Annotated in this window: 19 protein-coding genes; 15 read left to right on the top strand and 4 right to left on the bottom strand. The window is 48.4% G+C overall.

What is annotated here, in order from left to right:
* Positions 1-507 precede the first annotated feature (507 nt).
* The 12 genes from rpmH to ABC765_RS10950 all read left to right on the top strand — a co-directional run bounded on the left by rpmH (position 508) and on the right by ABC765_RS10950 (position 14952).
* The gene (rpmH, locus tag ABC765_RS11005) at positions 508-642 is read left to right on the top strand and encodes a 50S ribosomal protein L34 (RefSeq protein ID WP_003665227.1); all 135 of its coding nucleotides are present in this window, start codon (positions 508-510) and stop codon (positions 640-642) included.
* 116 nt (positions 643-758) lie between these two features.
* The gene (gene rnpA, locus ABC765_RS11000) at positions 759-1103 is read left to right on the top strand and encodes a ribonuclease P protein component (protein ID WP_006500872.1); all 345 of its coding nucleotides are present in this window, start codon (positions 759-761) and stop codon (positions 1101-1103) included.
* 14 nt (positions 1104-1117) lie between these two features.
* The gene (locus ABC765_RS10995) at positions 1118-1951 is read left to right on the top strand and encodes a YidC/Oxa1 family membrane protein insertase (RefSeq protein WP_347980440.1); all 834 of its coding nucleotides are present in this window, start codon (positions 1118-1120) and stop codon (positions 1949-1951) included.
* 57 nt (positions 1952-2008) lie between these two features.
* Positions 2009-2815 (top strand): RNA-binding cell elongation regulator Jag/EloR, encoded by an 807-nt coding sequence (gene jag / locus ABC765_RS10990; protein WP_347980439.1) that lies wholly within the window; start codon positions 2009-2011, stop codon positions 2813-2815.
* Between the two features lie 153 nt (positions 2816-2968).
* On the top strand, positions 2969-4360 hold the full coding sequence (mnmE, locus tag ABC765_RS10985; protein WP_347953958.1) for a tRNA uridine-5-carboxymethylaminomethyl(34) synthesis GTPase MnmE: 1392 nt from the start codon (positions 2969-2971) through the stop codon (positions 4358-4360).
* Positions 4361-4371: 11 nt separating this feature from the next.
* Positions 4372-6294: a tRNA uridine-5-carboxymethylaminomethyl(34) synthesis enzyme MnmG gene (mnmG, locus tag ABC765_RS10980; protein ID WP_347980438.1), complete on the top strand. Its 1923-nt coding sequence runs from the start codon at positions 4372-4374 to the stop codon at positions 6292-6294.
* A gap of 109 nt (positions 6295-6403) precedes the next feature.
* Positions 6404-7630 (top strand): hypothetical protein, encoded by a 1227-nt coding sequence (locus ABC765_RS10975; protein WP_006500867.1) that lies wholly within the window; start codon positions 6404-6406, stop codon positions 7628-7630.
* Between the two features lie 27 nt (positions 7631-7657).
* Positions 7658-9574 (top strand): asparagine synthase (glutamine-hydrolyzing), encoded by a 1917-nt coding sequence (gene asnB, locus ABC765_RS10970; RefSeq protein ID WP_048345673.1) that lies wholly within the window; start codon positions 7658-7660, stop codon positions 9572-9574.
* A complete protein-coding gene (murE, locus tag ABC765_RS10965; protein WP_347980437.1) occupies positions 9575-11104 on the top strand; it encodes a UDP-N-acetylmuramyl-tripeptide synthetase in 1530 nt (509 codons plus the stop codon).
* Between the two features lie 221 nt (positions 11105-11325).
* Positions 11326-12855, top strand: coding sequence for a UDP-N-acetylmuramyl-tripeptide synthetase (gene murE / locus ABC765_RS10960; protein WP_347980436.1), 1530 nt, complete (start codon positions 11326-11328; stop codon positions 12853-12855).
* A gap of 64 nt (positions 12856-12919) precedes the next feature.
* Complete coding sequence (gene lepB / locus ABC765_RS10955) at positions 12920-13528, top strand: signal peptidase I (RefSeq protein ID WP_006500863.1); 609 nt, start codon at positions 12920-12922, stop codon at positions 13526-13528.
* Positions 13529-13626: 98 nt separating this feature from the next.
* Positions 13627-14952, top strand: a complete 1326-nt coding sequence (locus tag ABC765_RS10950) for a C1 family peptidase (RefSeq protein WP_347980435.1) — start codon at positions 13627-13629, stop codon at positions 14950-14952.
* 51 nt (positions 14953-15003) lie between these two features.
* On the opposite strand, the gene ABC765_RS10945 is transcribed toward ABC765_RS10950, so the two are convergent.
* The 4 genes from ABC765_RS10945 to ABC765_RS10930 all read right to left on the bottom strand — a co-directional run bounded on the left by ABC765_RS10945 (position 15004) and on the right by ABC765_RS10930 (position 21391).
* Positions 15004-16443 (bottom strand): C69 family dipeptidase, encoded by a 1440-nt coding sequence (locus ABC765_RS10945; protein WP_347980434.1) that lies wholly within the window; start codon positions 16441-16443, stop codon positions 15004-15006.
* A 162-nt stretch (positions 16444-16605) separates the two neighbouring features.
* A complete protein-coding gene (gene thrS, locus ABC765_RS10940) occupies positions 16606-18411 on the bottom strand; it encodes a threonine--tRNA ligase (protein ID WP_347953952.1) in 1806 nt (601 codons plus the stop codon).
* A gap of 338 nt (positions 18412-18749) precedes the next feature.
* Positions 18750-19613, bottom strand: coding sequence for a hypothetical protein (locus tag ABC765_RS10935; RefSeq protein ID WP_347980433.1), 864 nt, complete (start codon positions 19611-19613; stop codon positions 18750-18752).
* 149 nt (positions 19614-19762) lie between these two features.
* Positions 19763-21391 carry an Nramp family divalent metal transporter gene (locus ABC765_RS10930; RefSeq protein ID WP_347980432.1) on the bottom strand — a complete coding sequence of 543 codons (1629 nt, stop codon included), beginning with the start codon at positions 21389-21391 and terminating at the stop codon, positions 19763-19765.
* A 353-nt stretch (positions 21392-21744) separates the two neighbouring features.
* Between ABC765_RS10930 and ABC765_RS10925 the strand changes: the two genes are divergently transcribed.
* From ABC765_RS10925 to ABC765_RS10915, 3 genes are all read left to right on the top strand, one after another.
* Positions 21745-22755 (top strand): zinc-dependent alcohol dehydrogenase family protein, encoded by a 1011-nt coding sequence (locus ABC765_RS10925; protein ID WP_006500856.1) that lies wholly within the window; start codon positions 21745-21747, stop codon positions 22753-22755.
* Positions 22756-22893: 138 nt separating this feature from the next.
* On the top strand, positions 22894-23412 hold the full coding sequence (locus tag ABC765_RS10920; protein WP_347980431.1) for a TetR/AcrR family transcriptional regulator: 519 nt from the start codon (positions 22894-22896) through the stop codon (positions 23410-23412).
* A gap of 1 nt (position 23413) precedes the next feature.
* Complete coding sequence (locus ABC765_RS10915) at positions 23414-24472, top strand: FtsX-like permease family protein (RefSeq protein WP_347980430.1); 1059 nt, start codon at positions 23414-23416, stop codon at positions 24470-24472.
* Positions 24473-24479 lie beyond the last annotated feature (7 nt).

Below are 24479 nucleotides of genomic sequence, written 5' to 3'. Positions count from 1 at the left end.
GTAAATTCCTCCTCAATAATAATTAAAAATCCAAGGAATATTTTAGCATTGTCTGATAGTTTTCCACAAGGCTGTGTAAAAACTATTAACAAAATCCACAGACATGTTGATAAGTTTTCCACAAGGCTGTGGATTTGTGGAAAAAAGAAAGACGAAATCAAGTTAATCACTGGCAATCTGTGGATAACTTTAGCGGACTAAAAGCTAAATAATCATGTTTTCATAATTATCCACAGAGCTGTTGATAACTTTTTCCACAACCTGTGGGGAACTCTTTTTGCTTTGGATAACTCTGTGGATAAATTAAAAAGTCCCCAGTTTTATTTAGGTACTTGTGGAAAAAACTGGGGATAACTAGCTGCTTTTGAACAGTAAAAAACGCTAAAATAACGCAAGATAATCATTTATTCTTGGCGTAGGATGTGTTATACTTCAAAAGTATGTTTGAAGAGATTGTCTTTTTGGACTGTAAATAAAATAATAAATACAAGCGAGGAGGTGCACTCAATGAAGCGCACATTTCAACCAAAGAAGCGTCACCGCGCACGCGTTCACGGCTTCCGCAAGCGTATGAGCACGAGCAACGGCCGTAAGGTATTGGCTCGTCGTCGTCAAAAGGGCCGCAAAGTATTATCTGCATAAAATCGGCCACTATTTAATTAGTGGCTTTTTTTCTAAAAGGGGCCGGGGCATTCATCCACTGCATTATGTGCGGTTGTGCCTCAGTCCTTTTTGTATTTTTAAAGGTTGGAGCGAACATGCGAAAGTCATACCGAGTAAAAAAGGAAAGTGAATTTCAGCGGGTCTTTGAAACTCATGATTCCGTAGCCAATCGAAAATTTATCATCTATCAAATGCAAAAACCGGGTCAGAAGCATTTTCGGGTCGGCATCTCAGTCGGCAAGAAAATCGGTAATGCCGTACACCGCAACTGGCTGAAGCGGCGGATCCGCCAAACGCTGCTGGAGGTTAAGCCGGCAATCAAGCCTGACGTTGACTTCCTGATTATTGCGCGACCAGCTGCTGATGGCTTGGAAATGGCAGAAGTTAAAAAGAATCTGGTTCATGCACTGAAATTGGCCCATCTGTTAAAAGAAGATTAAGAGAGGATCGCACTTTGAGAAAAGGACACAAGAAAATCCTAAGCCTGGCGGGGATTATGAGTCTGGCAGTCTTTTTGGCTGCTTGTTCCAATTCACCAATTACCAGCCACAGTACCGGCTTTTGGGATCATTACATCATCTATAACTGCTCACGGTTCATAATCTGGCTGTCCAACAATTTTGGCGGCTATGGAATGGGGATCATCATCTTTACGATTATCGTGCGGATTATCATTCTGCCATTGATGGTGTACCAGACCAAGATGTCGGTCAAGATGCAGGAATTAACGCCGCAGCTTAAGGAGATTCAAAAGAAGTATCCTGGACGCGATCGTGAATCACTGGAAAAGATGCAGGCAGCTCAACAAAAGCTGTATAGGGATGCTGGCGTGCACCCGTTTGCCTCGATGCTGCCGCTGCTGGTTCAACTGCCAGTTATGTGGGCATTGTATCAAGCCATCTGGCGGACGCACGTTTTGCGTAGTGGGAGCTTTCTATGGCTGCAGCTGGGCCACAATGACCCATATTACGTGCTGCCGATTTTGGCGGCCCTGTTTACGTTTATCAGTTCCTGGCTGTCAATGGCTTCAATGCCGGAACAAAATGCCATGACCAGATCAATGACCTGGTTTATGCCAATCATGGTCTTTTTCATGGCACTGGGCTTTAGTTCGGCAATTACGCTTTACTGGGTAGTATCCAACGCTTTCCAGGTTCTGCAGGTACTGATCTTCCAAAATCCGTTCAAGATTCGTCGCGAACGTGAAGAAAAACAGGCTGCTGAACGTCGTCACCGCAATAAGATTGCCAAGGCTAAGCGCAAGGCCTACCGCAGCAAGCGGAAATAATTGAGCAACGAGGGCGGCTTGACCGCTCTTTTTTGATAATGATTGAGGGGGAGCTTTATGGAAACTTTTGAGGCGCAGACAATTGATGAAGCAATCGCAGCCGCATCAGCTGCCTTTAAAGCCGATCGTGATCAATTAGACATTCAGGTTCTAGAGCAGCCGCGGCATGGCTTTCTTGGTTTTGGCCGACGGAATGCCAAAATTCAGGCTGAATTAAAACGGCCGGTGCAGCCGCAAAAGCCAATCGAAAAAAAGCCGGCCGCTAAGTCCCAGCCAGCTAAAAAAACGGTCGTGGTCAAAACTGCCAAGCCGACAGACAAAAAACAAAACGTCAAACCGGCAGCAAATGATTCAAATGAGCCAGATGCCTTAGAAATGGAGCGTCGTCATCAAGCCAACGTGCAGAAGATGAATCAAGCGGCCCAGGCACTTTGCGGCTATCTGAAAGACGTGCTGGCAGCGCTTGGAGTGATGGCCAAGCCTAAAATCGTCAAGCTGCGGACTCATGAATTGGTCGTTGATCTGCAGGCCGATAATTCAGGACGAGTCATCGGCTTTCATGGGCGACGAATCAATGCCTTGGAACAGTTGGGAACGGCCTTTTTAAGCTATCATGGCGTCGATGATCCGGGGCTGATCCTGGATACGTCGAATTACCGTCAGAAACGGCAGCAGTCATTGGAAAAACTGGCTGCTCGCTGCGTCACCGAGGTAATTGCTACCGGTCAGGCCGTCTTTTTGGACCCAATGCCGGCTCGCGAACGCAAATATCTGCACCACGTCTTGGAAGACAATCCGCGGGTCAAGACCTATTCGCATGGTCGCGATCCGTATCGCAGCGTTGTGGTAGCACCAAAGAATTAATTGATTGACAACCAAACGCTGAAAAACTAAAATAGCGATGTTAATTGAATTTACCGTTAGTTAGAGTAGTGAAAGTGCTTTGACCATGTTGATCCCAAAGCGGGGAGAGCGTGGACTCGGCACTTTTTTTATTGCGGCGGAAAGGAGCAGAAAATGGCAAATTCAGAATTTGATACAATTGCAGCCATCTCGACCCCAGTTGGCGAAGGGGGCATCTCAATCATTCGGATCAGCGGCGAGGAGGCCGTTGCCGTTGCCAAAAAGCTGTACCATGGCAGCAAGGATCTGGCAAAAGTGGCAACCAATACCATTAACTATGGGCATATCGTTGATCCTGACAATGGTGCGGAAGTTGATGAGGTCATGGTTTCAATCATGCGGGCACCTCATACCTACACCAGAGAAGACGTTGTCGAAATCAACTGTCATGGCGGACTGCTGGCCACCAATCGGATTCTGCAGCTGACGCTTAGTCATGGGGCGCGACTGGCTGAACCAGGCGAGTTTACCAAACGAGCCTTTTTAAACGGTCGGCTGGATCTTTCACAGTCAGAAGCCGTGATGGATCTGATTCGCGCCAAAACCGACAAATCAATGAAGGTGGCTCTAAATCAGCTGGACGGCGATCTGTCTCGCTTGATCAAGGCTTTGCGCAAGGATATTCTGGACGTCTTGGCGCAGGTTGAGGTCAACATTGACTACCCAGAATATGACGCGGTTGAAGAAATGACGACCAAGATGCTGAAAGAAAAAGCCCAAGAGGTTCAGCAGCGTATTCAGGCACTTTTAAAAACCGCCAAACAGGGCAAGGTATTAAGAGATGGTCTGGCAACGGCAATCATTGGGCGGCCAAACGTCGGCAAGTCCAGCCTGCTCAACACGCTTCTGCATGAGGACAAGGCAATCGTAACCAACGTGGCCGGAACCACGCGTGACGTGATTGAGGAATACGTCAACGTAGAAGGCGTGCCCTTAAAGCTGATTGACACGGCTGGGATTCGTCATACTGAGGATACGGTCGAGAAAATCGGCGTTGAGCGCAGTCGCCAGGCAATCGATACGGCTGACCTGGTGCTGCTCTTGATTGACAGCTCCAATGCATTGACTGATGAGGATCGAGAACTGATTAAGCTGACGGCTGGCAAGCCACGCATCGTCATCTTAAACAAAACCGACCTGCCGAACCGAATCGATCTAAACGAACTGCGTCAGCTGACGGCCGGCGATCGCGTCATCAAGACCTCGATCGTTGAGCATGAAGGAATGGAAGAATTAGGCCGTACAATCAGCCATATGTTCTTCGATGAAGGAATCGAAAGCTCGCAAAATACCGTTATGGTTACCAACGCCCGGCATATTGGACTGCTTCATCAAGCCAATGATGCCTTGAATGACGTTTTGAGCGGGATTGCAGCTGGAATGCCGGTCGACTTGGTCCAGATCGACATGACGCGGTGCTGGGAGCTGTTGGGCGAGATTACCGGCGACAGCTATCAAGATGAGCTGTTGGATCAATTGTTCAGCCAGTTCTGTCTAGGAAAGTAAAGGAGATAAAAATGCAGATTTCACAAGGTAAGCCGTTTGATGCCGGCAGCTTTGACGTAATCATCGTTGGAGCTGGTCATGCGGGATCAGAAGCGGCATTGGCGGCAGCACGCATGGGCAACAAGACACTGCTTTTGACGATCAGTCTGGAAATGGTTGCCTTTATGCCATGCAATCCATCAGTGGGGGGACCGGCTAAGGGAATCGTAGTTCGTGAGATTGATGCCTTAGGCGGTGAAATGGGCCGTAATATCGACAAGACCTATGTTCAGATGCGGATGCTCAACACGGGGAAAGGTCCAGCCGTCCGTGCGTTGCGGGCTCAGGCTGACAAGCACGCTTATCACCGAGCCATGAAGCAGACGATGGAAGAAACGCCTAATCTGACGCTGCGGCAGGCCACCGTTGATCAGCTGGTGGTCGAAGATGGCGTCTGCAAAGGAGTCATTACCAATACCGGGGCCCGCTATTTTGCCAAGGCCGTGGTATTGGCAACGGGAACCGCAGCCCGCGGCAAGATCATCATTGGCGAGCTGATGTATGAATCTGGTCCAAACAATACGCAGTCAGCCACTAAACTGTCTGAGAATCTGGAAGAGCTGGGCTTCGATCTGCAGCGGTTTAAAACCGGGACGCCGCCACGCATCAACGGCAATACGATCGACTATTCGGTTACCGAGGAGCAGCCGGGTGACGAAAAACCGCATCATTTCAGTTTTGATACGCCAGACAGTCAATACATCGCAGTCACTGATCAGATTTCCTGCTGGCTGACCTACACCAACCCAACCACGCATCAGATCATTCGTGACAACCTTGACCGAGCGCCAATGTTTACTGGGGTGATTGAAGGGGTTGGTCCGCGCTACTGTCCTTCAATTGAAGACAAGATCGTGCGGTTTGCCGATAAGGATCGCCACCAGGTCTTCTTGGAACCAGAAGGCCGCGATACTGACGAATGGTACGTGGACGGTATGTCGACTTCGATGCCTGAAGAAATTCAAGAAAAGATGCTGCATTCCGTAAAAGGACTGGAAAATGCCAAGCTGATGCGGCCAGGCTATGCAATCGAGTATGACGTGGTTGCGCCATATCAGCTGCATCCAACCCTGGAAACCAAGCTGGTCAAGAATCTGTTTACGGCTGGCCAGACCAACGGCACCTCGGGTTATGAAGAGGCAGCTGGTCAAGGGCTGATCGCGGGCATCAATGCCGGGCTGCGTGCTCAAGGCAAGGGGCCGTTCGTGTTGAAGCGCTCTGATGCTTACATTGGCGTAATGATCGATGACTTGGTAACTAAGGGAACCAAAGAACCATATCGGCTGTTGACCAGTCGTGCCGAATACCGGCTGATCCTGCGTCATGACAATGCCGACCTGCGCTTGATGGAAAAAGGCCACGCAATCGGTCTGGTTTCTGATGAGCGCCTGGCAAGAATGGAACATAAAAAGGCCCTGGTTGAAGCTGAGATTGCTCGACTCAAGAAGATTCGCATCAAGCCAACCAATGAGGCAGCCAACAACCTGATTGAGGCTCACGGCGACAATCCTTTGAAAGATGCCATCGCGGCCGCCGATTTCTTAAAACGGCCATATGTCGACTACCAGACGCTGATGAACCTGATTCCTGATCCAGATGAGCCGCTCAGTCGAGAAGTGATCGAACAGGTTGAGATTCAATTGAAGTACGAGGGCTACATTAAAAAAGAAGAGGTCAAGGTTGAACGGCTGAAGCGCATGGAAGCCAAGAAGATTCCGGCTGACCTGGACTATTCGGCAATTGATGGTCTGGCTACTGAAGGCCGTCAGAAGCTGGAGAAGATTCGGCCCGAAACTTTGGCGCAGGCATCGCGGATCAGTGGGGTCAATCCAGCCGACCTGGCAATTTTGAGCGTTTATCTGCGTCAAGGACGTTTAGCTAAGCTTAAGGATTAGAGAATATCTTGAAGGTGCCTTGGGTTTGGATTATCATTAAGGTTTCAGAGGGCGTTTTTTATAATCGCCGTTGACAGTATCACTAGAAAAATATGAGGATGATTTTAAAGTGAATGATCAAATTGATTTCCAGCCAATTCTGCTGGGAACGGACTTTAACTGCTATGGCATGGCGCGTTCTTTTTATGAAGCCTATGGAATCAAAAGCATTGCCTATGGGGTTACGCACATGGCGCCAACTCGCTACACCAAGCTGGCTGATGTGCATGTAATTGAAGGCTTTAACGAAGATCCAGGCTTTATCAAATCGATGCGTGAGATTGCCAAGAACTTAAAGCCGGATAAAAAATACCTGCTGCTGTCCTGTGGGGATGGCTACACGGAACTGATCGCCAAGCACTTAGACGAACTGAAGCAATGGTTTGTCTGCCCATATGTTGACTATGACATGTTCCAAAAACTGGGTACCAAAGAAACTTTTTACGCCGCTGCGGAAAAGTATGGCCTGCCTTATCCAAAGACCAAGCTGATCGAAGCGGCTGAATTTACGAAGCCAAAAGAAATTGAGCTGCCGTTTGATTTTCCGATTGCCTTGAAGCCTTCCGACAGTATCGCCTGGCTGGACATTCATTTTGCTGATCGTAAAAAGGCCTATGTCTTGGACACGCGGGCTCAGTTTGATAAGCTGCTGCCAGAGATTGCCCAAGCCGGCTATACCGGAAAGCTGATCGCCCAGGACTTCATTCCCGGCGATGATTCCAACATGCGCGTGGTAAATGCCTATGTTGGCCAGGATCACAAGGTACGCATGATCTGCCTTGGCCATCCCCTGCTGGAAGATCCATCGCCAGTGGCAGTCGGCAACTATATGGTGATCATTCCAGAAAAGAACATGGAAATCTACCAAACGATTCAAAAGTTCTTGGAAGAAATCAATTACGTCGGGTTTGCGGACTTTGACATGAAGTACGACCGGCGCGATGGCAAATTCAAGATTTTTGAGATCAATCTGCGTCAGGGCCGCAGCAGCTACTACTGCACTTTGAACGGCTACAATCTGGCTAAGTACGTGGTTGATGATGCCATCTATCATCGTCCATACGACCATACTGATTATGCAGACGGCAACAAGCTGTGGCTGAGCGTTCCTAAGAAAGTCTTCTACAAGTACGCTAAAGAAGGCCCAGACAAGGAGCGTGCCAAGCAGATGCTTGAATCAGGCAACTGGGGTACGACGGCCTTTGACAAGCATGATACGCTCAAGCAGCGGCTGCTGATGCACTACGCCTTTTCGTTAATGCCTAAGAAGTACAAGGAATACTTCGTGCAGCGCTAATTTAGTCAAGAACATAGGAGAGTCATTATGTGTGGAATTGTTGCATTTGTGGATAATGAAAAGCCACAAGTCAAAGAAAGCCTGATTCAAAAAATGATGGACCGGATCATCCACCGTGGTCCCGATGATGCCGGCCAATTCGTTGATGAACACGCGGCTTTGGGACATCGGCGCCTGAGTTTCGTTGACGTTAAGAGTGGTAAGCAGCCGATCTTTAATGAAAACGAAAACCTGGCTATTTTATTTAATGGTGAAATCTACAACTTCCAGCCGCTGCGCGAGGAATTGATTGCTGCCGGCCACCATTTCTCGACCAAGACGGACACGGAAGTCATTCTGCATGGCTATGAGCAATGGGGCGATGACGTCTGCAAGAAGCTGCGGGGGATGTTTGCCTTTGTCATCTGGAACCGGCAAACCCAAGAAATGTTTGGGGCCCGCGATCACTTCGGCATCAAGCCGCTGTATTACGCCAAGATGAATGGGACGTTCTTTGTCGGTTCGGAAATCAAGGCCTTCTTGGAACACCCTAACTTCGACAAGCAGCTGAACAAAGAGGCTCTCAAGCCATATCTGACGTTCCAGTATCCAATTACCCGGGAAACGTTCTTTAAGGGCGTCTACAAACTGCCAGAAGGTCATTCATTCCACTACACCAAGGATGGTCAGTTCTCGATGACCGAATACTGGGATGAAGACTTTGAACCAGCCGATGAAACCTTTGATCAAGCCGTTGATCGGATCGAGGCTGCCGTTACCGAATCAGTCAAGGCGCACTCTTTTGCTGACCAGGGTATTAAAGTCGGTTCGTTTCTTTCGGCTGGGGTTGACTCCAGCTACGTTACGGCCATGATGCGACCTGACAACACGTTCTCAATCGGCTTTGACAGTACCTATGATGAAACCAAGGAAGCACGGGAACTGGCGGCTAAGCTGAATCTTAAGAACACGGATGCCAAGCTGACCAACGAGGAAGCTTTCCATACCTTCCCATTGATCCAATACTACCTGGACGAGCCCGACTCCAACCCATCCGTCGTGCCATTGTACTTCTTGACCAAGCTGGCTAAGGACAATGGCTACAAGGCGATGCTTTCTGGTGAAGGTGCCGATGAGCTGTTTGCCGGCTACATTGATTATGGCTTCTACACCAAGTCCAAGCTGATTCGCTGGATTACCGATCAGCTGAAGAAAAAGCCGCGGCAAAAGCGCTATGAGATTGCCGAAAAGATCAAGAACAAGCATTTCCATGGTCAGGCGCACATGTATGCCAACCTGGCGCCAGCTCGCGATACCTTTATCGGTGAAGCCTACATCTTCAGTCCAGAACAGGCCCAAAGCATTCTGCAGCCTGAATTTGACTGTGGTCCAACGGTTAAGCAGATCGTTGACCCATACTACGACAAGGTTGAAGACAAAGATATTGATGAGGTTGCCAAAAAGCAGTACCTGGATCTGCACTGCTTTATGCCAGGTGATATTCTGCTGAAGGCCGATAAGATGAGTATGGCCAACTCGCTGGAACTGCGGGTGCCTTTGCTGGACCGTGAAATGATGAAGGTTGCTCAGACCACGCCAACCAAGTACCTGTTCAACGCTAAGGGTACCAAGTGGGCTTTCCGGATGGCGGCCAACCGTCATCTGCCAGAAGAATGGGCAACGCGGCCTAAGATGGGCTTCCCAACGCCAATTCGGGCCTGGCTGCGTGAAGACAAGTACTATCAAGAAGTTCGCGAATTATTCAGCCAGGATTTTGTCAAAGAATTCTTTGATCAAGACAAGATCTTGAAGATGGCCGAAGACAACTTCCAAGGCAAGACGGATGACCGGCGCAAGATCTGGACCGTCTACACGTTCTTGGTCTGGTACAAGCTGTACTTTATCGACAACTTCAAGCCGGATGAATCTGCAATTGATCAAACCAAGCAAAAGGCGGCGAACTAAATGCTGACGGTTAAACAGACGGTAGCCGCTCTCAAGGAACGGGGCCTGTTTAAGGAAATCATCGTTGACGGTCAGTGGCTGTATGACGTACCGGAAAAAATTGCCGATCTGGAGTTCAGACAGCTTTCGTATGACTCACGCGCAATTGAGCCGCAGACGCTTTTTATCTGCAAGGGTCAGCGCTTTAATCCGCAGTATCTGGTGGATGCAGTCAAAAAAGGCGCTACGGCTTGCCTGACTCAGCAGGTGTATGATGAGGAGCTGGCTGGTCAGGCCGTCTGGCAGCTTGTCGTTACTGATGTCCAAAAAGCCATGGCAACAGTCGCGCGGGCGTTTTATGGCGATCCGGAAAAAGAACTGACGCTGATCGGCTTTACTGGTACCAAGGGCAAGACGACCTCAGTCTACTTTACGCGGCATATTTTAGCGCATGTCTTTGACAATCAGGTAGCACAGCTGTCATCGATTGCCGAGTGCCTGGATGGTAAAAACTTTATCGAATCGCACCTGACTACGCCCGAGTCATTGGATCTGTACCGGATGATGCGTCAAGCCGTTGATAACGGTATGAAGTATCTGGTGATGGAAGTTTCCAGTCAGGCCTATAAGAAGTCGCGCGTTGATGGACTGCATTTTGACATCGGCGTCTTCTTGAATATTTCGCGTGATCATATCAGTCCCGTTGAGCATCCAAGCTTTGACGACTATCTTTGGTGCAAGAGCCAGCTGGTAAAAAATGCCGATAAAGTAATTATCAACCGCGAGATCCCTTACTTTGAGCTGCTGGCCCAAAAAACGCGCGCATTTGGCAACCAGCTGATTACCTATGGCAGCGATCAATCAGATGCCGATTATCGCTTTACCTTGGGCGAGCATGGTCATTTCCAGGTTGCTTCGTTTAATGACCAGCTGCCGGCAGTTACAGGCGATTTTCGGGTCATGCTGCCGGGATCATTTAACTGCAGCAATGCAACGGCCGCTTTGGCAGTTGCCGCGCAGCTAAGCGATAAAACCAGTGAGTTTGCGGCGGGACTTTTAGAAACCAAGGTACCGGGCCGCATGGAGATCTTGAAGAACGAAAAAGGCTATGTGGCCTGTGTTGACTACGCTCATAACTATCTGAGCATGAGTGAGAGCTTCAAGTTCTTAAAGCATGAGTATCCAGATGGTCGCTTAATCGTGGTTACCGGTTCGGTGGGCAGTAAGGCTGAGTCGCGGCGCCAGGATATCGGTCGTGCACTGTCAGAGTATGCCGATGTGGCAATTCTGACTGAAGATGACAACTACTTTGAGGATCCCAAAAAGATTATTCAGGCAATTCGCGATCATATCGTGGATCCCCACGTTGAGGTTCATGAGATTCTTAACCGTGAAGAGGCCATTAAAACTGCCTTTCAGATGGCGCGGCCTGGCGATGTCATGTTTATGGCTGCCAAGGGGCGGGAGCAGTTCCTGCGCGAAAATGGCCATGACAAGCCTTATGTCGGCGATTACCAGCTGACAGAGCAGTTGATGAAAGCGTATAATTAAATATGACTGTTAGGGAAGTCGATACTTTGACAGTTAATTGAAAATAAGGTCCAGTCTGTGGTGCGTTGGCAGACTGGACCTTATTGTCGTTTTTTTAAGACATCTTAAAAGCAAGTTCTTGATGCTTTCGTTGGGATTTCGCATTTTTTTCATAATCTTGTGTCAGAATACGAAACATGATCGGAAGACAATGAACGTTTAAATGAAAGGTGGGGGGAGAAATGCTGACGCTTAATCAAGCTGCCAACATTTTAAAACAGGATCAACTGCTGCGTGAAATCGTAATCGGTGATGATTGGCGCTTCGAGGTTCCAGCAAACCTCAAAGATCGCAGGCTCCAATTCTTATCTTATGATTCGCGTCACATTGCGCCTGATACGCTGTTTATGTGCAAAGGACTGCATTTTAACGAAAAATATCTGGAGGACGCAATTGATAAGGGAGCCGTTGCCTGTGTGACTGAAAACGTCTATATGGGTAAAGACCAGAATCGAGTCGTGCAGCTGGTGGTCAATGACGTTCAAAAGGCAATGGCTCTGTTGGCGCGCGAGTTCTACAACAACCCGCAGCGGGAACTGAAAGTGATTGGGTTTACTGGGACCAAGGGAAAAACAACTTCGGTATACTTTACCCGTCATTTGATGAATGAGGTTTTTGATCATAAGGTAGCCCAATTATCGTCAATTGCTGAATGTCTTGATGGCGAGCATTTTGAAGAGGCTCATTTAACGACGCCCGAGTCGCTGGACCTGTTCCGGATGATGCGTCAGGCTGCCAATAATGGCATGAAGTATCTGATTATGGAGGTTTCCAGTCAGGCCTATAAGAAATCAAGAGTCTATGGTCTGCATTTTGACATTGGCGTCTTTTTAAATATTGCTGCCGACCACATCAGCCCGGTAGAACACCCAAGCTTTGAAGACTATCTGTACTGTAAGAGTCAGCTGATGCTCAACTCATCCAAGGTGATCATCAACCGTGAGTGTCCTTATTATGATCTGCTGGCTCAAAAAGCGCTGGCTGCTGGCAATCAGGTAATTTCATTTGGCAGCAGTCAGTCCAATGCCGACTATCGCTATGTAGTTGATTCGCCGCATGAGTTTCATGTAGCTACGTTCAGCAGTCAGCAGCCGCAGTTGACTGGCCGCTTTAAAATCAATATTCCAGGTACGTTTAATGACAGCAATGCCTTGGCCGCGCTGGTCGTCGGGCGGCAGTTCAGTGATGATACGGCGGCTTTTGCCAAGGGACTGGAAAAAACCACCGTTCCCGGCCGCATGGAAATGCTGAGCAATCAGCGGGGACTATTGGCCTGCGTTGACTATGCTCATAACTATCTGAGCCTGAATGAAAGCTTCAAATACATGAAAAACACCTATCCCAATGGCCGTTTGATCGTAGTGATCGGCGCGGCTGGCGGCAAGGCTGAGTCGCGCCGTAAGGATATTGGCGAGGCACTGGCCAAATATGCTGACGTGGCGATTCTAACCAGCGAAGACAATTTCTTTGAGGATCCGCATAAGATCGATGAAGAAATCAAATCGCACATCGACAATCCTGACGTTGAGGTACATATCAACGTTGATCGCGCCAAAGCCATTCAAGACGCGTTTAACATGGCACGGCCTGGCGACGTCATGTTTATGGCTGCCAAGGGACGCGAGCAGTTTATGCATGAAAAAGGCCGCGATATTCCATATGTTGGTGATTATCAGCTGACCCAAAAATTGATGCGTGAATATGATGAATAAGTTGTTAGTTGCTGGTAAAGTGTATTAAAATTGCCGTTAGAAAACTAATCTGGGAGCAATTTTGATGAAAGCTTTTAAAGAATTAATGAGTTGGATCGTGCCGATTGCGATTGGTCTGCTGCTGGCATTGCTGATCAAGCAGTTTGCTTTTCAGTTTGTCCGAGTTGATGGTCCATCCATGCAGCCTAATCTGCAAAACAACGAGCGCGTGGTCTGCTTAAAGCAAGCCAAGATTCATCGAGGCAGCGTAGTGGTTTTTGATGCCAATGGCGTTGATCCGCAAGTTTCGGTAAAGACTGAGTACGTAAAGCGGGTTATTGGTCTGCCAGGCGATACGGTTGAGGCCAAAAACGGCAATCTTTACGTTAACGGCAAAAAGGTTGACCAAAGCTACATCAGCAAAAGCGAGCGTTCCAGCGGTACCGGAACCTGGACTTTGCACAGTATTTCCCAGGAAAACAGCTGGGTGCTGCATAATGGAGCCTACAAGGTGCCAAAAGGCGAGTACTTTGTCTTGGGTGATCACCGCAGCGTCTCTAACGACAGTCGCTACTGGGGATTCGTACCTAAGAGCAAGATCGTCGGCGTCGTCAAGGTGGGTTTCTGGAATCGTACGCAGCCGGCTAAAAACAATATCAATCAGCAATGGAAACATTTCTTTGCCGATAACTAATCATGAGCAGCGTTCTTTAGCGAGGGCGCTGCTTTTGAGTTGCCGATGATTTTGCTTTAGAATGATTGACAAAAGACTGTAAGTGAGGAAGATTCAACATGTCAGAGTTTGAAAAGTTAACGTTACAGCAGCTGCAGAGCTACGAAGCCGATTTTAAAGAACGGCCAGATGCTGCCGTAATCGCGCGGGCCGTGATGAAAAATGGCATCAAGGCAACCAGCGAGGACCAAAACGTCAGTCAGCGCAACCACCGCGTTTTTTCGTATGAAGTCAAGACGGGCAAGGTATCCAATCAGCGGCATAGCGGTCGCTGCTGGTCATTTGCCACGCTGAACACGCTGCGGCATCTTTTTGCCAGCCAGTACAACTTCAAGGATTTTGAATTATCGCAGAATTATTTATTTTTCTGGGATCGTGTTGAACGGGCCAATATGTTTTTGCAAAATATCATTGCTACGGCCGCACTGCCATTTCATGATCGGCTGGTCGATTTTTATGTGGCGTTTGCGGAAAATGATGGCGGGCAGTGGGCCAATGCTGCCTCAATCATTGAAAAATATGGCGTCGTACCGGAATATGTAATGCCTGACACCTACAATACCAAGAATACTGACGATATCGCCGGGGTAATGAAGGATCTGATGCATAAAGACGCGCTGGTACTGCGAAAGATGATCAATGAGCAGCATGCTGATCGGGCTGCGGTTCAGCAGGTCAAAGAAAAGATGGTCAGTGAGGTCTACCGGCTAGCCGTTTATGCTTTTGGGATGCCGCCTAAGCAGTTCGATCTGGAATATCAGGATGACGATCATCAGCTGCACCGGCAGGCCAACCTGTCGCCACTAGAGTTCTTCCATCAATATTGGAATCTGAATCTGCGTGACTATGTGGTTTTGACCAACGCGCCGGATCATAAGCTCAATCAGGTCTACTCAATGCCGCAGCAGGAAAATGTCGTTGGCGGAATCCCGCTGCAATTCGTCAACGTGCCGTTTGAAGAACTGCAAAACAGCGCGGTCAAGCAGCTGAAAGCAGGAGAAACCGTGTGGGTCGGCAATGACGTCTTACAGCAGATGGATCGCAAGCGAGGCATTATGGATGCTGAGCTGTACAAAGCAGAAGCGCTTTTGGGTATTGACTACGTTATGAACAAAAAAGAACGGCTGGAAACCAGACAGGCCTGCGTTTCTCATGCCATGACGCTGACTGGATTTAATGAGATTGACGGTCAGATCGATCGTTGGAAGATTGAGAATTCATGGGGTGAGGAAAATGGCGAAAAAGGCTATTTCGTCATGACGCAAAAATGGTTTGAAGACTATACCTATGAAGCCGTGATCAACAAGCGCTACCTTAGTTCCGAACTGCTGCAGCTGACTAAGCAGCAGCCGGTTCAACTGACGGCTTGGGATTCGCTGCAGTAAAAAACAGCCCTGATCAGAAGTTGATCAGGGCTGTTTGCTTTTAAAAAATGCCTAAAGATTAGGATCCATCTTGAAGGTCAGCTTAGACAGTTCAGCTCCCTTGGTCAGCAGGTCAAACAGGTGCTGCTGCGCGCGGGTGTTAAAATGCTTGGCGATATCATGATTCTGCGAGGTCAGATAGCTGGTCAGCCGTTGCCCGTCAAGCTGACTGATCTGGTCATCGACGGCTTTGATCTTGCGTCTTGCCCAGGCCTGCAGCTCATCTTGAAAGTCCAGATTGTCCTTGGCAAATTCAGCATAATGGCTTTCAACGACACTGGCCAGGGCCTCATTTAGCCAATAGGCATTATTCAGATCCATTTTTTCTGGAAACTCGCGGTATGAGGCATCGGTATCATCGGCGTTGGCGAAGAAGGGCACATAGGCGCAAAAAGTCGGGACACCGAATTCAACCCACTGAATGGCCTGTGCGGCACCATATGCATCATTGCGCACCTGCAGAATATGCGACTGTGCCGTGCGGGAAAGCGCGATGGAACGGTAGCGCCGCCGCTGCTCTAAAGTACCGCTGCCCAAGGGATCATAAGGTGTTTCATTGTAGTGTGATTTTAAAACGTATTGAATGTCTTCAACGCTGATTTTATGATCGGGCTTGCGAATAAAAGGCATATCAGCTGACTCGGGCGTTTGATCCTTGGTCAGACTGGGACTCAGATAGTGCTGGGCAAACCAGACGCGGGGCGTATTGTAGTGGTGGTCCTGTTTGGTATTGGTGCCGAAGATGTGCCGAAAGTTCCAGCGCTCATCATCGGGATTGAGATGGTTCTTTTCCACAAATGGTCGAATGCCATCTGCCCAGGCAAAGTTCCGGCTGTCGCCAAAGTCGATGTCTTCAATGGCAATTTGATTGGCCACCACGGCATAGCAGTCATCAGGAATACGCACGGCAACCCAGTAGTGGCCAGTAGCAATTTCCATGTACCAGACCTCATCTTGATCAATGAACTGAATGCCGTTGCCTTCTGCTGAACCGTATTTGGCAATCAATCGTCCCAAATAGTCAACTCCTTCGCGTGCCGAATGAATATAGGGCAAAACCAGGGTTGTCAGTGAATCTTCGGCCAGACCGTTTTTGACGTATGGATCATAGGCCAGCACCTTTGGATTGGCATAGACGGATTCCGTGGCACTCTGTCCAACGCCAGCCTCGTTAAAGCCATCTTCTTCGTTGGGCCCCTGCATCTGATCAACGCTTGGCGTGGCCGTATAGCGCATGCCGTCAGCTGGCAGCGGCACGGTCAATTGATTATAAGCTGAGACATAGGTTGCCTGGCGATTCTTGACGGCCGGCTGAACCAGGAAGCGTTTGGGCTCAATCGCCTTGACGCGGTCCTCATTGCGCGAGATAAAAGTAGAGCCATCGGTTGAAGCGTGCTTGCCGACCATCATTGACGTGCAGGCTGAATTTTTGAAACGATTCCATGGAGACATTTGATTCGCAACCTTTCTGATTTGAAATTTTCCCTATTATAACGCGTTTGATTTTAAAATGATGAAAGATCCATCTTATCATCTAAACAGCGAAAAAAAGCGCTTAATGAGGCTGAGAAGATAATAAAAAGCTGTCTGGCATCTGCCAAACAGCTTTTTTGATTAGTCTTCGCGTGAGTAGGTAGCAATATCGTGCAGAATTTCATCCATGAAGGCATCTACAGTCATGCCGTTTTGATCCTTTTCACCATACTTACGAACGGAAACTGAGTCGTTGGCCATTTCATCTTCACCGACAACCAGCGTGTATGGAACTTTTTGCGTTTGGGCTTCCCGAATCTTGTAGCCCATCTTTTCGTTGCGGTGATCAACCTTAGCCCGAATCTGAGCGGCCTTGAACTTCTTAGCCAGTTCGTCAGCGTAGGCACCGTGCTTTTCATCAGAAACTGGGATGATTACGACTTGTTCAGGTGACAGCCAGGTTGGGAAGGCACCCTTGTAGATTTCCGTCAGGTAGGCTACGAAACGTTCCATCGTACCAACAACCCCACGGTGAATCATAACTGGTCGGTGCTGCTTGCCATCTTCGCCAACGTAGTGCAGATCAAACTTTTCAGGCAGCATGAAGTCCAGTTGAATCGTGGACATCGTTTCTTCGTTGCCCAGGGCCGTCTTGGTTTGAATATCCAGCTTTGGACCGTAGAAGGCAGCCTCACCTTCAGCTTCGTAGTAGTCCAGACCCAGCGAGTCCATGGCAGCCTTCAGCATGGATTGCGAACGTTCCCACATTTCATCATTGGCAAAGTACTTTTCCGTGTTCTTAGGGTCACGGTATGACAGACGGAACGTGTAGTCGGTAATGTCAAAGTCTTTGTAGACGTCCATGATCAGTTTCAGAATCTTGGCAAATTCGTCTTGAATCTGTTCCAGAGCAACAAACGTGTGGCCATCATTCAGCGTCATTTCCCGTACCCGCTGCAGACCGGAAAGCGCGCCAGACTTTTCGTAACGGTGCATCATACCCAGTTCGGCAATCCGCAGTGGCAGTTCACGGTAGGAGCGAATGTGGTGCTTGTAGACTTGAATGTGGCTTGGGCAGTTCATTGGCCGCAGTTCAAGCATTTCACCATCACCCATATCCATTGGCGGGAACATGTCTTCGCGGTAGTGAGCCCAGTGACCAGAAGTTTTGTAGGCGTCCAGGTTCATCAAAACTGGCGTGTAGACGTGCTCATAGCCGTCAGCCAGTTCCTTGTCAATGATGTAGCGTTCAATCGTCCGGCGAATCGTTGCCCCTTTAGGCATCCAGTATGGCAGACCGGCACCAACCTTAGGATCAACGAAGAACAGATCAAGTTGGTTCCCAATGACACGGTGGTCGCGTTCCTTAGCTTCTTGACGAGCCTTCAGATCAGCTTCCAGATCGTCTTTTTTGTAGAAGGCCGTTCCGTAGATCCGCTGCAGCATTGGGTTGGATGACATACCCTTCCAGTAGGCGCCAGCCACGCTGAGCAGCTTGTAGTTCTTAACCAGGTTGGCATATACCAGAACCGGTGCATTGGCAATTGCCAACACGCCATCCAGATCGTACATGGCTACCTTGCCGTCCTTAGCGTTTTCATTGATCAGTTCGGTTGAGAATGGGTCGTCCTTGACGCTGGCCAGGGCTTCTTCAACGCTGAGCTCTTTAAACTCAACCTTGGCTTCGGACTTGGCAATTGCCTTGATGGCAGCTTCCAGCTGTGGCAGTTCGTCAGCGGAAACCTGCTGTTCGTCTTTGTCAGAGTCAACGTAAAAACCGTCTTCTTCAGCAACGTCGGCACCCAGACGAATGCCGGCAAATTCTTTTTGCAGAGCCGCTTTCAGCATCAGAGCGGACAGTTGACGCAGGGCGTCCAAACTTTCTTTTGAGTCGCGGTCAATCTTGTTGACTGAGCCATCGACGTTCATAACAGCAACTTGAGCCATGTAAAAATCTCTCCTTTGTGATAATAAAAAACGTCCCTTCGATTGCTAAAAAACAATCAAAGGGACGTTGGTTGATAACATAAACAGCGTGGTTCCACCCTAATTTACGGCGCACTAATGGCGTCGCCTCATAAGTGTGGTAACGGGCACGACCCGACTGACCTTATCTCGGCCAGTGACAATTCAAAAAGGTGGTACGCTGATGTGCTTGGTCAACGGTACTTCCAGCCAAGGTACCGACTCCCTGGATAACCAGCCGCATCAGGCATGTCCTTTGTCATTAGTTTGAATTATATGCACCTGACAAGAGCGTGTCAAGACCGTTTTATAAATCCTGGCTATTGTGCAGCTTGGGATTGAGTCGGGCCACCGGTATTACCGCTGACAGATTCTGAAGAATTATTGTTGTTGGCAGTAGTTGAACTGCTGCTGCCAGTATTGCCGGCGTTGCCAGAGTTGCCGCCTTGATAGCTGCTGTTGCCATTGCCAGCCGTCTGATTATTGTTGTTGGCAGTCGTCTGGCTGGATGAGCTGGCCGCCGGGGCAGATGATGAATTCGTCGTAGTGTTTGGCACGTAATAGGAATCCTGATCATTGGTGTCGTAGTTGGCTTCATAAGATGAGCTGGAAGAAGAATGCTTCTTTTTGTGACTGCTGGACTTCTTTGAGCTGCTGGATTTTTTCTTAGAAGACGTTGAGACGGTCGTATCACTGGAATTATCGGTCACGGGGTCCTGCTGCTTGACGGCAAAGACGATGACCATGACGACCAAGACTGCCAAAAGGATTCCTAAGGCAATTTTAAATGGGCGATGGCTGGGCTTTTTGTTTTTTGGCAGCTTGCTTTTGCCTGATTTAGCACCTAAGCCAGTTATTTTAGCGGTACTTGCCTGACCATTGCGAGCACTCAGTCGCTCCTGACTGCGGCTGGAACGTGTGTCATTGCTAATTGGCTGAGCGTTCATGCTGGAGCGCGTACCATTAGTGGTTGGCTGAGCTTTGATATTCAGATCGGCATTGCTCTGTGATGAGCGCTTGGCTTGCTTATCAAGCTTAAACGTTGGCGCAGCTTCTTTTTTAGCCGTGCGGTCAGTTTTTTTATCAAAGAAGAAATGCGTCTTTTTTTCTGGGCGCTTGTTTGGTTGATCGTATAGTTCAACTCGGGTTGGGCGCCGCTTTTCTTTATTATCGTGGTTGTCCAAAATATTCACCTCAAAATTATTTTGGCCGCGCAGTCAGCATAACGCGGCTGATGCCTAAACACAGGCTATTATACACCAAAAATATCAAAAACCGCTCGAACCAGGGCGTTCAAACGGTTTTTTATTGATAAATTAAAATATTTGTTTGATTAGTCTTGACTGGCAGGTTTTTGACCGTCCTTATGTTCCCAAGGATGATGGATGCCTTCTGCGACCAAGCGCTGATTGCCCTTGTACATGTCGTAGATTGTCCAGGCTAATAGCAGAACGATAACGATGATTACGATCCAGGCCAGCAGATCAGACGTGCTCTTTTGCCAGATGCCAAAGCCTTCAAAGGTATGAGGCAGGTTGTAGAGGTTTAAGAACGTCAGCGAAATAACTGACAGCCAACCACAGACCTTGACCCAGCCGGTATTTTTAAACTCGCCCATCTCGTCTTTGCTGTCAGTCATCAAAAGCAGCGGCAGCATTGAGAATGGCAAAGCGAAGGCCAAGAAGACCTGGGAGTTTTCCATCAGCATGTTTAGGGCTGCGTGTTGTTGAACGGCATTGTCCTTAGCAGTGAAGGCCACACACAGCAGCACGGGAACGACTGAGATCAAACGCGTAACCAGCCGCCGAGCCCACAATGGCATCTTCATGTGCACAAAGCCTTCCATGATAACTTGACCAGTCAAGGTACCGGTAATCGTAGAGTTTTGACCAGAAGCCAGCAGCGCAACCGCGAACAGCGTTGACAGCAGACCGGACTTGGCTACTGAGATCAGAATCGGGTTGCTCAGCATTGACGTGTTGCTCAATGCCTCGTAAAGGCCAAAGAAAGAAGTATCCTTAACCGTACCAGACTTAAATACGGCAACCCCCATGATCAAAAGCAGACAGTTGACCAAAAAGGCTGCTGACAGCTGAATGTTGGAGTCCCAAGCCGTAAAGCGAATCGTCTGCTTGATGTCTTCAGCGTTGGTGTGGTCGATCTTGCGCGTTTGTGAAATAGCCGAGTGCAGGTAGAGGTTGTGAGGCATTACAGTTGCCCCAATGATCCCCAAAGAACCTGATAAAGGAGTAATGCCCAAGCGTTCCGGACTGGTAGCAACGGCCTGAGATGAAGGAAGCAGGCCAGCAAAAGCAGCACCCCAGTTCGGATCAGACAAGGCAACCTCATAAACAAAGACGAACAGGATAACCAGAATCAAACAGACAACAATGGCCTCGATCTTGCGGAACCCGATCTTGGTTAAGAGCAGCAGCACCAGAACGTCCAGCACCGTGATGAAAACGGCAACGGTTAGTGAAATATGGAATAAAAGATTTAAGGCGATGGCCGCCCCAATAACTTCGGCAATATCGGTTGCCATAATTGCAAGCTCGGTCATAATCCATAAAACAATGCCGAGCGCCTTCCCTGTACGAGCTCGAATGGCTTGCGCCAAGTCCATTTCACTCACGATCCCAAGTTTGGCAGCCATGTATTGAAGCAGCATCGCAATCAAACTTGAAATCAGGATGGTCGTCATTAAAGTATAACCGAATGCCTGACCACCAGTGATCGAAGTAGACCAGTTGCCGGGATCCATATAGCCGACAGCCACTAATGCGCCAGGTCCAGAATAGGCTAAAAGAGTCTTCCAGAAACCTTTACCTTTTGGAACTTCAACGGTGCCGTTGATTTCTTCAAGTGATTTGCCGTTAGCATACTCAATCAGTTTGTGCTTGCGGCGTTGGTCATTCGTGTTGTTATCCACGGTAAACCCACCTTTCTTAATTAAACTTTGCATTACCCAATAAAAAACGTTTAATGCAATAAAACACCTTTGTTAGGCTAACATAAAAATTAAAGTCCCGCAATGTAAGAATGCCTATCTAACAGTATTTTACAGCATTTTTACATTGATAATCAAATGATAGCAGTCTTGATATGCTTAATATTGAAACGCTTACGATTATTTGTCGCGAAAACTTCAAAAAATTTTAACCACTGAAAATCAAGCGTTATCATACAGTTAAACGATTGCTTAATGTTAAGCGATTATCAAAAAAGATGATAACCGGTTGACATACGTTTGAGATCTGGATTATACTATTGGCAAAATTTAAATTAATGTTTTCACAAAGAAAGAGGTATAAATCGATGAAGGCACTTGTATTACAAGGTATTAAGGATCTTGCCGTTCAAGAATATGACGTTCCTGAAATCAAGCCAGATGAAGTTTTGATTCACACGGCCTACGCTGGTATCTGTGGTACTGACAAGGCACTGTACGCTGGTCTGCCAGGCTCTGCTTCAGCCGTTCCACCAATCGTACTGGGTCACGAAAACTCTGGTGTCGTAGCCAAGGTTGGGGATGCCGTTACCAATGTCAAGGTTGGCGACCGCGTGACCGTTGACCCTAACATCTACTGTGGTCAATGCAAGTACTGCCGCACCTCACGTCCAGAACTGTGTGAACACCTGGATGCCGTTGGGGTTACCCGTGACGGTGGTTTTGAGGAATACTTTACTGCTCCTGCCAAGGTTGTCTACCAAGTTCCTGACAACGTTTCTTTAAAGGCCGCTGCCGTTGTTGAACCAATTTCTTGTGCAATGCATGGTGTTGATCTGCTGACGACGCACCCATACCAAAAAGCACTGGTTCTGGGGGATGGCTTTGAAGGTCAGCTGTTTGCACAGATTCTGAAGGCGCGTGGTATTCATGAAGTAACGCTGGCTGGCCGCTCTGATGAAAAGCTGGCTAACAACCGTGAACACTTTGGCGTTAAGACGATCAACACGACTAAGGAAGAAATTCCAGCCGACGCGTTTGACATTGTCGTTGAAGCCGTTGGTCTGCCACAAACGCAGGAACAATGTCTGGCAGCTGCTGCTAAGGGTGCTCAAGTACTGATGTTTGGTGTTGGTAACCCTGACGCTAAGTTCTCTGTCAACACTTACGATGTCTTCAAGAAGCAACTGACGATTCAAGGTGCCTTCATCAACCCATACACGTTTGAAGATTCAATCGCACTGCTGGCTAGCGGCAAGGTTGATCCATTGCCACTGTTCTCTCACGAACTGGCATTTAATGAAGTTGAAGACTTTGTCAGCGGTAAGTTGGGCAAGGTTTCCAAAGCCGTTGTCAAGGTTGGCGGCGAAGAAGCCTAACTCCTTTAGATAAAATGTTCAAAACGGTCGTCAAAATGACGGCTGTTTTTTTATCTCCTAAAGTTGACACGGTGTCACTATCGCGGTATGATCACATGGTAGTTGACACGGTGTCACTTGACAGGGAGGGGAATTCAGATGCCAACCAGTACTTTTGAAAATCTAAATCATGAAAAACAGAAAAAAATCGAGCAGGCGCTGCTGCATGAGTTCAGCGAGCATTCACTGGCAACGGCACAGGTCGCACGGATCGTTAAAGAGGCTGAAATTGCCCGTGGCGCATTCTATAAGTATTTTGCCGACTTAAAAGATGCCTATCAGTATCTGTATGCCAAGGCAATGCGAGACATTCACCAAAACGTGGCAACTGCGCCACATCAGCTGATGAGTGCTCAGGACTATTTTGAACAGACGCGTGAATTCGTACAAAAAGTCCATGGCAGTCGCTATTATGATCTGATCAAGCTTCATCTGCGGTGCAATGAAGGAATGCTGCCGCTGCGCCCAGTCTCAAGGATTCCGGCCCTGCAGTGGACCATCATGACGATCAATCATGAGGCAATCAAGGAGTGTCTGAATTTTCCCGCTGAACAGGCAATGATTCTACAGCGCTTGTTGCAGGCTCTGCAGCGCTTATTAGAAAACGAAGGTGATTAAAATGTTTCTGGCCGTTAAGGAAATTCGTCATGAGAAGTTAAGATATGGTCTGATTATTGGCATGATCGTCTTGATCGGCTATTTAATGTTTATGCTGATGGGCATGATGCTGGGGCTGGCCAATGAAAATACGGCCGCAATCGATTCATGGGACGCCAAGAGCGTGGTTTTAAACAAGAATGCTAATATCAGCCTGAGCCAGTCGCTGATCGCCAAACAGGAGCTGCCTGAGCTGAACGATCACCAGGCATTAGTCGGCCAGACGCCGGCAGTGATTGAAAGAGCCAAGGGAGCGACTGACAAGCAGACGATTCAGTTTGTTGGTCTGGACAGCTCACAGTTTATCTACCAAAGGAAAATGAAGCTCAGCAGCGGTCACAAGCCGCATGGTAAAAATCAGGTCGTGCTCGATGAAGGGTTAAAGAGCAAAGGCTATCGGTTGGGCGATCAGATTACGCTTAACGGCAGCGCGCAAAAATATCGAGTCGTGGGTTTTGCCAAAGATGCCAAGCTGAATATCGCCTCAATCGTCTATGGCAGTCTGACAACCTGGCAAACGCTTAAAGGAACGGGTGATCAGTTCGCGGCCAGCGGAATTTTTTCTGATCAGAAGCAGACGGTCAAAAACAAAAATCTCAAGCAATACTCCATCCATACCTTTATTGACAAACTGCCCGGCTATGCAGCGCAGAATATGACCTTTGAGTTTATGATCGCCTTTTTGATGGTGATCTCGCTGATCGTTATCACCGTTTTCCTATATATTCTGACGATGCAAAAGATTCCCAACTATGCAGTCTTAAGAGCACAGGGAATTCCGGCAGCTTATCTGATCGGGGCAACGATTGGTCAGGCGGTGATCTTGATGGTCAGCGGTACGCTTGGCGCATTGCTGCTGATGATCGTCTCCAAGGCAGCAATGCCAAGCTCGGTGCCAATGCTGATCAATTGGCCGCTGACTGGGATCTTGAGCCTGGCATTGGTTGTTTTAGGCGTTGCCGGCTCATTGCTGCCGGTCCGCATGATCAGCCGAATTGACCCCTTAGATGCAATGAGATAGAGGTGAG

The sequence above is a fragment of the Limosilactobacillus sp. WILCCON 0051 genome (genome assembly GCF_039955095.1).
GTDB lineage: Bacteria > Bacillota > Bacilli > Lactobacillales > Lactobacillaceae > Limosilactobacillus > Limosilactobacillus allomucosae.
The sequence above is the reverse complement of the archived record's forward strand: the minus strand, read 5'-3'. Positions and strand labels throughout refer to the sequence as shown.